Source organism: Flavobacterium sp. SOK18b, assembly GCF_014156605.1.
Taxonomy (GTDB): domain Bacteria; phylum Bacteroidota; class Bacteroidia; order Flavobacteriales; family Flavobacteriaceae; genus Flavobacterium; species Flavobacterium tiangeerense.
Genome location: NZ_QKNZ01000020.1, coordinates 42940 through 55528, shown reverse-complemented (window position 1 = coordinate 55528; position 12589 = coordinate 42940). Strand labels below are relative to the sequence as shown.

15 protein-coding genes are annotated in these 12589 nt (G+C 34.0%); 6 read left to right on the top strand and 9 right to left on the bottom strand.

All coding sequences use genetic code 11. From position 1 onward, the window contains the following. Positions 1-19: 19 nt before the first annotated feature. Entirely contained in the window at positions 20-634 is a 615-nt protein-coding gene (locus DNC80_RS04695; RefSeq protein WP_182649638.1) for a thioredoxin family protein, read from the top strand. A 372-nt stretch (positions 635-1006) separates the two neighbouring features. Here the strand turns inward: DNC80_RS04695 and DNC80_RS04690 are convergent, their stop codons facing one another. From DNC80_RS04690 to DNC80_RS04665, 6 genes are all read right to left on the bottom strand, one after another. Continuing rightward, positions 1007-1237: a hypothetical protein gene (locus DNC80_RS04690; protein ID WP_182649636.1), complete on the bottom strand. Its 231-nt coding sequence runs from the start codon at positions 1235-1237 to the stop codon at positions 1007-1009. 42 nt (positions 1238-1279) lie between these two features. After that, positions 1280-1528, bottom strand: coding sequence for a hypothetical protein (locus tag DNC80_RS04685; RefSeq protein WP_182649634.1), 249 nt, complete (start codon positions 1526-1528; stop codon positions 1280-1282). Further along, positions 1529-2233 (bottom strand): tRNA pseudouridine(55) synthase TruB, encoded by a 705-nt coding sequence (truB, locus tag DNC80_RS04680; RefSeq protein ID WP_182649632.1) that lies wholly within the window; start codon positions 2231-2233, stop codon positions 1529-1531. It abuts the gene before it with no gap. Between the two features lie 6 nt (positions 2234-2239). Further along, positions 2240-3049, bottom strand: a complete 810-nt coding sequence (locus tag DNC80_RS04675) for an undecaprenyl-diphosphate phosphatase (protein ID WP_182649630.1) — start codon at positions 3047-3049, stop codon at positions 2240-2242. Further along, positions 3050-3292, bottom strand: coding sequence for a DUF3098 domain-containing protein (locus tag DNC80_RS04670; RefSeq protein ID WP_182649628.1), 243 nt, complete (start codon positions 3290-3292; stop codon positions 3050-3052). It abuts the gene before it with no gap. A gap of 63 nt (positions 3293-3355) precedes the next feature. Next, the gene (locus DNC80_RS04665) at positions 3356-4231 is read right to left on the bottom strand and encodes an ABC transporter permease (protein WP_182649626.1); all 876 of its coding nucleotides are present in this window, start codon (positions 4229-4231) and stop codon (positions 3356-3358) included. A 221-nt stretch (positions 4232-4452) separates the two neighbouring features. Between DNC80_RS04665 and DNC80_RS04660 the strand changes: the two genes are divergently transcribed. The 5 genes from DNC80_RS04660 to DNC80_RS04640 all read left to right on the top strand — a co-directional run bounded on the left by DNC80_RS04660 (position 4453) and on the right by DNC80_RS04640 (position 10329). Beyond that, positions 4453-7419: a leucine--tRNA ligase gene (locus DNC80_RS04660; RefSeq protein WP_182649624.1), complete on the top strand. Its 2967-nt coding sequence runs from the start codon at positions 4453-4455 to the stop codon at positions 7417-7419. Between the two features lie 180 nt (positions 7420-7599). Continuing rightward, on the top strand, positions 7600-8448 hold the full coding sequence (locus tag DNC80_RS04655; protein ID WP_182649622.1) for an alpha/beta fold hydrolase: 849 nt from the start codon (positions 7600-7602) through the stop codon (positions 8446-8448). Positions 8449-8450: 2 nt separating this feature from the next. Then, entirely contained in the window at positions 8451-8921 is a 471-nt protein-coding gene (locus DNC80_RS04650) for an RNA polymerase sigma factor (RefSeq protein WP_182649620.1), read from the top strand. Beyond that, positions 8911-9507: a hypothetical protein gene (locus DNC80_RS04645; protein ID WP_182649618.1), complete on the top strand. Its 597-nt coding sequence runs from the start codon at positions 8911-8913 to the stop codon at positions 9505-9507. Before DNC80_RS04650 ends, DNC80_RS04645 begins: the two co-directional genes overlap by 11 nt. A gap of 135 nt (positions 9508-9642) precedes the next feature. Next, on the top strand, positions 9643-10329 hold the full coding sequence (locus DNC80_RS04640) for a zinc metallopeptidase (RefSeq protein WP_182649616.1): 687 nt from the start codon (positions 9643-9645) through the stop codon (positions 10327-10329). Positions 10330-10424: 95 nt separating this feature from the next. On the opposite strand, the gene DNC80_RS04635 is transcribed toward DNC80_RS04640, so the two are convergent. The 3 genes from DNC80_RS04635 to DNC80_RS04625 all read right to left on the bottom strand — a co-directional run bounded on the left by DNC80_RS04635 (position 10425) and on the right by DNC80_RS04625 (position 12498). Then, a complete protein-coding gene (locus DNC80_RS04635; protein ID WP_182649614.1) occupies positions 10425-10895 on the bottom strand; it encodes an Lrp/AsnC ligand binding domain-containing protein in 471 nt (156 codons plus the stop codon). Between the two features lie 169 nt (positions 10896-11064). Then, entirely contained in the window at positions 11065-11814 is a 750-nt protein-coding gene (locus DNC80_RS04630; RefSeq protein WP_144889760.1) for a uroporphyrinogen-III synthase, read from the bottom strand. A gap of 12 nt (positions 11815-11826) precedes the next feature. Continuing rightward, positions 11827-12498 (bottom strand): DUF4271 domain-containing protein, encoded by a 672-nt coding sequence (locus DNC80_RS04625; protein ID WP_182649612.1) that lies wholly within the window; start codon positions 12496-12498, stop codon positions 11827-11829. Between the last annotated feature and the right edge of the window lie 91 nt (positions 12499-12589).

Below are 12589 nucleotides of genomic sequence, written 5' to 3'. Positions count from 1 at the left end.
TAAAAACAAATTAAATATCATGAAAATTCCTGTAGCCAAAGCCTTGTTCAATAGTCTTTCTTATGCCGAATATAGAAAAAAAATCACCGATTTATTATTAGAAAAAAAGTCTACTGGACTCACGCAGTCTATTGATTTAACGCGTTATAGCGAACTTAATGAGACTCGAATGAAGCGCCTTGATAAAACCATTGTGCTTACTGAAAGGACTATTCAAGAGCTACAAGCGTTACAAGAAGAGTACATTTGGTTAGTGATTTCTGAGGGTTGGTGTGGCGATGCTGCTCAACTTTTACCTATTTATCATAAAATGGCCGAAGCAACGGACAAGATTGATTTAAAAATTGTTATTAGAGATGAAAACCTAGAGTTTATGGATTGTTTCTTAACAAATAAATCACGTTCCATACCAATTCTAGTAATTATCAAAAAAGAAACGGGTGGAGTTTTAGGACATTGGGGACCAAGACCAAAAGCAGCAACCGACTTAGTTTTAGAGTACAAAAAAGAGTTTGGCGTAATTGATGAAACCCTAAAAACAAATTTACAACTCTGGTACCACCACGATAAGGGACTATCTACTCAAAACGAATTGATGAATTTAATGCGTGAACTTGATAAAAGTACCCTCTAGTTTAATGAAATCAACGTCTAGCGGGATATATTAAACGGATTTAAAATTTTTTTGATTTTTTTAGTTTTAAATCAAAAAATAATCGTAACTTGCTCATTGCTAACCAAGTCTACTTTTTAGTTTGCTTTTTTTATAGGTGTTTGTCTGTTGTTTAACAATAAAAAAACATTATTATGAAAAAATTATTAGAAAGGGTTTATGATTACTTATCTTTTGCACTTTTTGGTGGAAAACATTTGCCTAATTATTAACTAATGACTGTGACCTCTAGTATAAGTTAGTTTAAAACTATAGGTCTTGAAAATGAAAACACATGATAAAACATAAAATGTATTTATCATGTGTTTTTTTTATTGTAAATAGTCTTGTTTTCTAGAAAGTTTTCAACGCCAATCCCAAACTAATGCTCCCAGTTTCTTTTTGATTTTTAAAAGCAATATTATAATGGCTCATTTCTATAAAAAGAACTAAATCATCATCAGTTTGAATGCCTAAGCTTATTTTTTTGTAAAAACCATTTAATGTTCCTCTGCCAAGAGTAGTTCCTTTTCCTAGTTCAAGTTGTAATGCAATACGGGTTTCATCACTACTTTTTGGACTCAATCTAAGATTCGAAAAAACGGGTACTAGAACAATTTTTTCAGACTATTTCAAGTCTATTCCGGAATATATTCCTAAAGCATTCCATTTCTTAGGTTCTAAACAAATACCTATTTTGCTATTGATTCCATCTGGCAGAAACCAGCTATTATTAGATTGTTGATTGTTGTTTTGCGATCCATTGTTTTGATTGCCTTTAATGGGTATGGAAACATCAAATTGAACGAAGGAGCGTGTTTTGTTTTGGGAAAAAGCAAAAAAAGGAAACAATAATATAATAATGAATACCTTCAATTAAGGGGTATTTGAGGTAAGACTTTCTTCAAAATCAAGAACATTAACGCCGTTTTTTACATCATAATCGCCTATTTTTGTGCGTCTTAAAACTGTTAAGTGTGAGCCAGATTGCATGGCTTTTCCAAAATCATACGCTAGAGAACGAATGTAGGTTCCCTTGCTACAAACTACTCTAAAATCTATTTCGGGAAGTGCAATTCGGGTAATTTCAAACTCGTGTATGGTGGTTTTACGGCTTGCAATTTCAATGCTTTCTCCGGCACGTGCGTGCTCATACAAGCGTACACCGTCTTTTTTTATTGCCGAAAAAATAGGAGGTACTTGATCAATTTCGCCTAAAAATTGTTTTACCGTCTCATGAATTAATTCTTCGTTGATATGTGCAGTAGGGAATGTTTGGTCAATTTCTGTTTCTAAATCATAAGATGGCGTTGTGGCCCCTATGTAAAAAGTCCCCGTATATTCTTTGGCTTGACCTTGAAGTTCTGTAATTCGTTTGGTGAATTTTCCGGTGCAAACTAACAATAAACCACTTGCTAATGGATCTAAGGTTCCGGCATGGCCAATTTTGAATTTTTTTGGCAAACCTACTTTATTAATCAAAGCATATTTAAGCTTATTTACCGCTTGAAAAGAAGTAAAATGCAAAGGTTTGTCAATCAATAAAATTTGACCTTCTAGGTACTCATCAGCTGTTTTCAATAGGAATTATTTTAAATACGAAAAGTAAATTAATAAAAACACACCCACAATAATACGGTACCAGCCCCATGGCTTAAATCCATATTTTTTTATGATTTCAATAAAAAACTTTATGGCAATCACAGCAACAATAAAGGCTACCACATTACCAATTAGGAAGAGTTGAATGTTTTGATCTGATTTTAAAATGAGTTCGTAGCCTTTCATTTGTGAGCTCTCGTACGTCTTTAAAAAAACAGAGTAGCAAGTCACTGCCATCATAGTAGGAACAGCTAGAAAAAAAGAAAATTCTGCAGCAGCATGACGAGATAAACCTTGCTGCATTCCGCCTATAATTGATGCGGCAGATCTGCTAGTTCCTGGCATCATAGCCAAGCATTGCCAGAAACCGATGGTTACTGCTTTTTTTATAGAAATGTCTTCTTCCTTTAAAACGGTAGGATTTTGAAAATAGTTGTCAATAAAAAGTAAAACAACACCGCCTAAAATAAGAACAATCGCAATTGGTATAGGATTTCCTAAGATGGCTTCTATTTTATCATCAAATAATTTCCCCAAGACAAGCGCAGGTATTACGGCGCAAATAAGTTTGAGGTAAAAATTAAATTTAGAAAAATCAAAGAATTTTTTCCAATACAATGCTACTACAGCCAATATGGCTCCAAATTGTATAGAAACTTGAAACAGTTTCACAAAATCGTCTTCTTGTATTCCAAAATAAGAACTCAAAAAAACCATATGCGCGGTAGATGATACCGGAAGATATTCAGTCAATCCCTCAATAATAGCTATCAAAAAAGCTTGTAATGTATTCATTTATGCTTTTTTTGGATTTTTTAAAATAGCATAAATAGTTATCCCAAAACCGATTAAAACAGTTGTTGGTGCTAATCTAATTCTTCTAAAATTGAAGATATCTTCATTAAAAACAGTTGGATCTTCGCTTCCTCCACCTGACATAAGGATAAAGCCTAAAGCAATAACTCCAAGTCCAATTAATAGAATTTTGTAGTTTACTTTCTCAAACAAAAATTCATTTTTTTTATCTTTATCTTCCATTTGTAAATGCTGTTGTTTTTTTACTTAACTCTGTACCTGAGAACTGCGACTGAACACTGAATACTAATAAAGGTCGTCAGTTCTTAAATTTAAAAATCGTTGTGTAGCAAAATAAGTACTCAACCAAGTAATTAAAATCCCAAAGCCTAATACCGCTACTAGTACCAGTGCAATAAGTCCTTTATCTTCAAGGATTCCAAGGTTAGGAAAACTGGTTTCTACATAAATCAAAACACCTATCAAAGCCAATACTGCAAGTGCGGCACCTATGATACCCAGTTTAACACTGCGCATTACAAATGGTTTACGGATGAAAGATTTTGTTGCACCCACCATTTGCATCGTTTTAATGATGAATCGGTTAGAGTGTATGGATAAACGCAAAGAGCTGTTAATTAATAAAACGGCAATAACAGCAAGAAAACTACTTACTATCAAGATCCACATACTTACTTTTTTGATATTGTCATTCACTAAATTAACAAGTTGCTTGTCATATACAATATCAGATATCATAGCATTTTTTCTAAGACCAAATTCTATTTTTGCAATGCTGTCTTTTACTACATAATCTCCTTTTAAATGAATATCATAGGAGTTTTGTAATGGATTTTCGCCCAAGAAAGTCATAAAATCTTCACCTATAATATCAGTATGTTCTTTTGCAGCGGCTTCTTTAGTTACATATTTGTATGTTTTCACAAAAGGACTCCTTTTTAATTGCGTGCCAAATTGTTTTACAATAGTATCATTAGCTTCGTTCTTAAAAAAAACAGTCATAGCAATGTTTTCTTTAAAATCATTGGCTAATTTTTTTGAATTAATGATAAATAATCCTAAGATTCCTAGCAGAAATAAGACTAAAAATACACTTAATACTACTGAAAAATAAGAGGAAATTAAACGGCGTTTTTGAAAATTATCAAATGAAGAACTCATAGTTTATTGAAATTATTGGGTAAAAATAATAAAGAAATTCTTTATTTAAAGTTAATAACGCTCAAAGTTTCAACTTTCGTACAATAAACGTAAATTTGGCACCTAAAAATAGTCATCACAATAAAAATTAGAACCTTTGTTACTCAGTTGCTCAGAACCTTATATAAATGACTTGAGTTTACGAGAGCATGACTCCATTTAAACAAAAATAAAAAATAGGAATGAAATACAATCCCAACGAAATTGATGCCAAATGGCAAAAATACTGGCAAGAAAACCAAACATTCAAAGCCGAAAACAACGCTGATAAGCCTAAATATTACGTTCTTGACATGTTTCCTTATCCATCTGGAGCGGGCTTACACGTAGGGCATCCGCTTGGGTATATTGCCTCTGATGTGTTTGCTAGATATAAAAGACACCAAGGTTTTAATGTATTGCATCCTATGGGTTACGACAGTTTTGGGTTGCCTGCTGAGCAATACGCCATTCAAACGGGCCAGCGTCCAGAGGATACTACCCGTGTGAATATTGACGGTGGTGTGGATAAAGAAGGGAACCAAATTGCAGGTTATAGAAAGCAGTTAGATAAAATAGGATTCTCTTTTGATTGGAGTCGTGAAGTGCGTACTTCTAATCCAGATTATTACAAGCACACACAATGGATTTTCATTCAATTATTCAATTCTTGGTACAATAAAAACAGCGATAAAGCAGAGGATATTTCAACCCTAGTTGCCTTGTTTGAAAAAGAAGGGAATACAACTGTCAACGCAGTTTGCGACGAAAATATAGATCCTTTTTCAGCCGAAGAATGGAACGCTTTCGCAAAAGATAATCAGGAAAAAATCCTTTTGAAATACCGATTGACGTATTTAGCGGAGACGGAAGTAAACTGGTGTCCGGGATTAGGAACGGTTTTGGCTAACGATGAAATTGTAAATGGAGTTTCGGAACGTGGTGGATTTACAGTAGTTCGCAAGAAAATGACCCAATGGAGCATGCGTATTTCAGCTTATGCAGAACGTTTGTTGCAAGGTTTAAATGATATCGACTGGAGCGAAAGTATTAAAGAAAGTCAAAGAAACTGGATTGGGAAATCAGTCGGTGCGACTGTAGAATTTAACGTTCAGAATTCTGATTCTAAAATTGCGGTTTTCACAACAAGACCCGATACTATTTTTGGAGTTACATTCATGACCTTGGCTCCGGAACACGAATTGGTTTCTCAAATTACCACTGCGGAACAAAAAGCTGAAATCGATGCCTATATCGAAAAAACTTCAAAACGTTCTGAGCGTGAGCGTATGGCTGATGTGAAAACTATTTCGGGAGTATTCACAGGAGCTTTTGCAGAACATCCTTTTACGAAAGAACCAATTCCAGTTTGGATTGGTGATTATGTTTTGGCAGGATACGGGACAGGCGCAGTTATGGCGGTTCCTTGTGGCGATGAGAGAGATTATGCTTTTGCGAATTTCTTCAAAGGGCAAAACGGAATGCCAGCTATCAAAAATATATTTGATCAAGACATTTCTGAAGCGGCTTATGGAGCCAAAGATGGGTTTCAATTGGTCGATTCTGATTTTTTAAATGGATTAGATTATAAAAAAGGAACTCAAAAAGTAATTGAGGAACTAGAAAAAATAAACCAAGGAAAAGGGAAAATTAATTACCGTTTGCGTGATGCGGTTTTCTCTCGCCAGCGTTATTGGGGAGAGCCTTTCCCAGTATATTATGTAAATGGCTTGCCACAAATGATTGATGCGCAACATTTGCCTATCATTTTACCCGAAGTGGAGAAATATCTACCAACCGAAGATGGTTTGCCACCTTTAGGAAACGCTGCGGTTTGGGCTTGGGACAGTGTAAACAATAAAATTGTCGAAACGAGTTTGGTAGACAATGCGACTATTTTTCCTCTTGAATTGAACACCATGCCAGGTTGGGCGGGAAGTTCGTACTACTGGATGCGTTATATGGATGCGCACAACGAAACCGAATTTGCAAGCCAAGAAGCTCTTAACTACTGGCAAAATGTTGATTTGTATATAGGAGGAAACGAACACGCAACCGGTCACTTGTTGTATTCTCGTTTTTGGAACAAATTCCTAAAAGACAAAGGTTTTGCACCAACTGAAGAACCATTCAAAAAACTAATCAATCAAGGGATGATTTTGGGAACGAGTGCTTTTGTTTATGAAGCAGTTCTCGAAGATAAATCAATTCCAAATGTTTATTTTTCTTCAAGTATTTTTAATAAGATAGTTACTTCAGCTGAGTCTCCAAATTTTTATGAAGAGTCAAATTCATTCTTTTTAGCTTTAGGTCTTACAGAAGAACAAATTTCAAAAATATCATTTAGAACAATTCATATTGATGTGAATTTTGTTAATGCTAGTAATGAAGTTGATTTAGAAAAATTAAGATTTTGGAGAGAAGAATTCAGTAACGCTAAATTTTTCACTGAGGATAATGGAACATTTCTTTGTTTACGCGAAGTTGAAAAAATGTCGAAATCCAAATACAACGTAGTTACTCCAGATGCTATTTGTGAAGAATATGGTGCGGATACCTTGCGTTTGTATGAAATGTTCTTAGGGCCATTAGAACAAGCGAAACCTTGGAACACAGCAGGAATTTCAGGAGTTTTTGGTTTCTTGAAAAAATTATGGCGTTTGTATTTCGATGATAATGGTTTGATTGTGACCAACGACACACCAACGAAAGAAAACTTAAAATCATTGCACAAAACCATCAAGAAAGTAGCTGAGGATATTGAAGGATTCTCTTTCAATACTTCGGTTTCACAGTTTATGATTTGTGTGAACGAATTGTCAGCACAAAATTGTCATTCTCGTGATATCTTAGAACCATTGGCCATTGTGATTTCGCCGTATGCGCCGCACATTGCAGAGGAATTATGGTCGTTACTAGGTCATGAAGGTTCGATAGCAACAGTTTCTTTCCCGGTTTTTGATCCTAAACATTTGGTGGAAAGTGAGAAAGAATACCCAGTTTCTTTCAACGGAAAAATGCGTTTTACCATAGTTTTACCTTTGGATTTAACCGCAGCACAAATCGAGGAAATCGTTATGAAAGACGAAAGAACCATCAAGCAACTAGATGGGAAAACACCTAACAAGGTGATTATTGTTCCTGGGAAAATCATTAACTTGGTAGGATAGTCTATCAATTTCAATAATTAAAATTCCAAATTCCAATTTCACGATTGGGTTTGGAATTTTTTTTGCACTATTTTCTTCAAATCTAGTAGTTTGAATTTTTTTTAAAACTTTTGTAACATTTTAATAGTTCTCGTATCCAAATGGCGGATCCGATTAATTATCAACTTAAAACTATTAAAAATGAAAAAGTATATCTTCGTAGTTACCGCACTATTATTTTCAGCATTGTATTTAAATGTGTTTGGGCAAACAAAATCGTATCCGTTTGAAGTTCTAAAAACAGGAAAAGGCAAACAAGCCATAATCTTCATACCTGGTTTTGCCAGTTCTGGCGATGTCTGGAATGAAACAAAATCTAATTTTGAAAAAAATTTTACTTGTTATACATTTACTATGGCAGGTTTTGCGGGAGTTAAACCACAGCCGAATGCTTCATTCAAAAATTGGGAAACAGAGATTGTCAATTATATAAAAGCCTATAAAATTGAAAAACCAATTATAGTGGGACACAGCATGGGTGGCGGACTTGCGCTTGCGATAGCATCTGATTATCCGGAACTGATCAGCAGGATTGTTGTTGTCGATGCGCTACCTTGTTTGGCCGCTTTGAGAGATCCTTCTTTTAAATCACAAGAAAATAATGACTGCAGTCCAATGCTCAATCAGATAGGCGCTATGTCTGAAGAGGAGTTTCTTCAAATGCAAAAAAGAAATATGGCAATGCTGCTGGCTAATCCTTCCAAGCAAGATGAAGCAATAAGTTGGAGTATGAAATCGGATAGAAAAACGTTTAGTCAAATGTATTGTGATTTTTCAAATACTGATTTGAGAGAGAAAATTGCGTCCATAAAATGTCCTTCATTGATCTTCTTAGAATTTGGTTTTTCAAATTTCAAAGAACCTATTGAAGCGCAGTATAAAAACTTAAAAACTGCCAATTTTCAGTATGCAAACAAAGGCTTACACTTTATTATGTATGATGATACAGCATGGTATTTGGAGCAGCTGAATAACTTTATAAAATTATAAGAATGGAGTTTGAAGCAATTTATAAAACCTATTGGGACAAGATTTTTCGCTTGTGCATGGGGTATGTCAATGATTATGACATTGCGCAGGACCTTGCTCAGGAAACATTTATCATTGTTTGGCAAAAACTAGAAACATTTAGAAATGAATCCAGCATCGGGACTTGGATTTTCCGAATAGCATCGAACAATTGTCTGAGGCAGATCGAAAAAGAAAATCGGTTCCCAAAAGCGGAACTTCCCATAAACATCACCGAAGAAAAGCACAATTCATTGGAACCGCAGATTCAGTTTTTATACCAATGCATTGCCGAACTTCCGGAAACCGACCGTATTATTATCTCACTCGAACTCGAAGATGTTAAACAGGCTGAAATAGCAAAAATCGTTGGGCTTTCTGAAGCTAATATCAGAGTAAAAATTCATAGAATAAAAGAGAAATTGACTCACAAATTTCAAGAACATGGAAAATAATATAGATTTTAAAGACTTATGGAAAAAGCAATCGATAACTCAGCCCGATATAAACGAGTTGATGGACAAGCTAAAACATTTTAAGAAAACTAGTCTCCGAAGATTAATACTTACGAATGTGATGCTTATCGCAACTTGCGTATTGATACTTTTGATTTGGTTTTATTACCAACCCCAATGGGTTTCAACCAAAATAGGAATCGTTTTGAATGTTGCTATAATGGCGATCTATCTATTTGTGTATAATAAATTGTTTGATGCATATAAAGCAATAGATAACACCGATAGTAATGCGGCATATTTGCAAAAATTAATAGCGATTAAAACCAAACAAAAGTTCCTGCAGTCCAAAATGTTAAGTATTTACTTTTTAGTTCTCGGATTCGGACTGTGTTTATATATGTATGAATACGCAGCTATGATGGCTCTGTTCTGGGGAATTTTTGCTTATACAATTACATTTTTTTGGGGTGTATTTGTTTGGTTTTACTTACGTCCTAGACAAATAGTTAAGGAAAATTTGAAAATAGATAATTTGATTGATAAATTTCAAAGAATTAATGATCAATTAGAGACAGAGGCGTAGCTTCAATTTGGAAAATTAATTTGTTTCCATTTCTTACTTGATTTTTTTTAACAAATGTCACATTGACATTAACAAAAAGTGGTTCAAATTTTGCTATTTCTTTATTAACTTTATAAAAATATAAAAAACAAAGATATGGGAATGGGTTATTTAATTCTAGCTGGAGCAATAATGCTTTTTAGTTGGTTAGTTAGTTCAAGACTTAAAAGCAAATTTGAACACTACTCAAAATTACATTTGCAAAATGGGATGTCAGGTGCTGAAATAGCTGAGAAAATGCTAGCAGATAACGGAATCAGAGATGTGAGAGTGATTTCTACTCCAGGGCGTTTGACAGATCATTACAATCCTGCAGACAAAACGGTAAATCTAAGTGAAGCCGTTTACAACCAGCGCAATGCCGCTGCTGCTGCCGTAGCCGCTCATGAATGTGGACACGCAGTACAACATGCTGTGGGTTACCAATGGCTTACTATGAGATCTAAACTAGTTCCTGTTGTAAACGTAGCCTCCAGTTATATGCAGTGGATTTTACTGGCTGGAATTTTAATGATCAAGACCTTTCCGGGTTTGTTATTAGTAGGGATTATTATTTTTGCAGCAACCACTTTATTTTCAATTGTTACTTTGCCAGTAGAATATGATGCTAGTAATCGTGCTTTGGCTTGGTTAGAAAACAAAAGAATGCTTACGCCTCAAGAACAGGCTGGTGCCAAAGATTCTTTAAAATGGGCAGCCAGAACGTATGTTGTAGCCGCATTAGGTTCTATAGCAACGTTGCTTTATTATATTTCAATATATATGGGAGGAAGAAGAGACTAATTCTCCAACTTTAATATAATTAATAATCAAATCCAAATTCCAATTTCAATGGAGTTTGGATTTTTTTATATTTAACAACTCACAACTCACTTTCCTCAAAGTTGTATTTGTCGATCTATTTGCTGGTCAAGCGAGATAAACGTTTCAGTTCTAGAAACGCCTTCAATAGCTTGAATTTTAGTATTGAGTAAGTGCATTAAATGTTCGTTGTCTTTACAAATAATTTTAATTAATATAGACCAGTTTCCAGTAGTGTAGTGGCATTCTAGTACTTCTGGAATTTTTTTTAAATCCTTAACGGCTTCTGCATTTCGGGCTGCTTTGTCTAGATAAATACCCACAAATGCCATTGTGTTATAGCCTAGAATTTTGCTATTGACTGTAAATTTAGATCCAGATATAACACCTGATTGCTCTAATTTTCGCAAACGCTGGTGAATAGCCGCTCCTGATATTCCTATTTTATTCGCAATTTGTAGAATAGGTTTTCTAGCATCTTCCATGAGGTCACGTAGAATTTCTTTATCAATTCCGTCAATTTCTACGACTAAGGAATTTATTTTCATAGCTTATAAATTTAAACAAGATGATGATGTTTGGTTGATTTTGAAAACCAAATTTACAACAAATACTATTATAAGCAATGCTGATTAAAGAAATGTAGTGGGTAATGTATTGATATAAAAAAAGCCATTCAGATTTTGAATGGCTTTAATGTGTATGTTGTAAAAAAAATTATTTTCCTTTATTAGCTTCGGTAATGTATTTTTCCAAAGCCATAGTCATAGAAGGTGTTGCTGGTGTTGGTGCAAGAATGTCTACTCTTAAACCATGATCTAGTGCTTCTTTTTGTGTTGTACTTCCAAAAACTGCTATGCGTGTATTGTTTTGCTCAAAATCAGGGAAATTCATAAACAATGATTTTATTCCGGTAGGACTGAAGAAAGCCAGTATATCATAATACACATCAGCAAGATCAGATAAGTCGCTCATTACCGTTTTGTAAAAAACAGCAGGAGTCCAATCAACCTTTAGAGCGTTTAGCGTTATTGGTGCATCAGCATTTAATTGATCCGAAGCCGGTAGTAAGAATTTTTCGTCTTTGTATTTTTTTATCAGCGGAGATAAATCAGCAAAGTCTTTTGGTCCTACGTAAATTTTACGTTTACGGTATACCACGTATTTTTGTAGGTAAAAAGCAATAGCTTCAGATTGACAAAAATACTTTAATCCCTCAGGAACTTTATAGCGCATTTCATCAGCTACTCTAAAAAAATGATCAACCGCATTTTTACTCGTTAAAATAATTGCCGTGTAATGGTTAAGATCGATTTTTTGTAGTCGAATTTCTTTGGCATTTACTCCTTCTACGTGAATAAAAGGTCTGAAATCAATTTTTACTTTGTGTTTTTGTTGAAGTTCAAAGTAAGGAGAATTTTCCACTTTAGGCTCGGGTTGTGACACCAAAATTGTTTTCACTTTCATATTTAACGTTTTCTAAGCAACCCCTTTTGTAAACCAATAATACATAAAATAATAGGGTGCTATTTCAAAGGCGCAAAGATATAAAATAAAATAAAACAACTTACCGAATATTATATTTTGATAATTTTTTATTGAAATCAAATAGGTTAGTACATTGGCTATCAATATTGTAGCGATTATAGCTAAAGGAAAATTTCTTGAAATTGTATCGTAATAGAATAAAATAATGTTAATAGGAAGTATTAAGAGTCCTATATACGTTCTGTAGGTAACTTTTTGAAGGTTAAATTGCTCCATGAATTCTTCAATATTGAAAGATGTAGCAATGATTTTTTCGATGAGGTATTTCGATAGGATAAAAAATATCAAAAAAGTGACAATTTGGATGTACAAGATCCAATCTGTTTTCGAGGCATAACCAAACTGGCTTAACGCAATTAAGATAAAAAAAGCAAACGAAATGATTTGTACAAAAAATAGCGCAACAGTAAAACTACTCATTAAATGACTGCTGTCACGGTAAATTTTAATGTATTTATTAGAAAAAATGAGATTGGCAAACTCACCAAATCTATTTTCAAATACAGATTTAGTGATTGCTATTATAGCAAATGAAAGAACAAATAGTGCTGTTGCCCAATCTTTGTTCTCAATGATTCTTGGATGAAGTACGGTTTCAATCATAGCCTTGCAAAATTACTAATTTTTATATCATTCTTTTTATTATAATTTTATTAAGGTTGAAATGGCATAAAATGGTTACTTTTGCACTGAA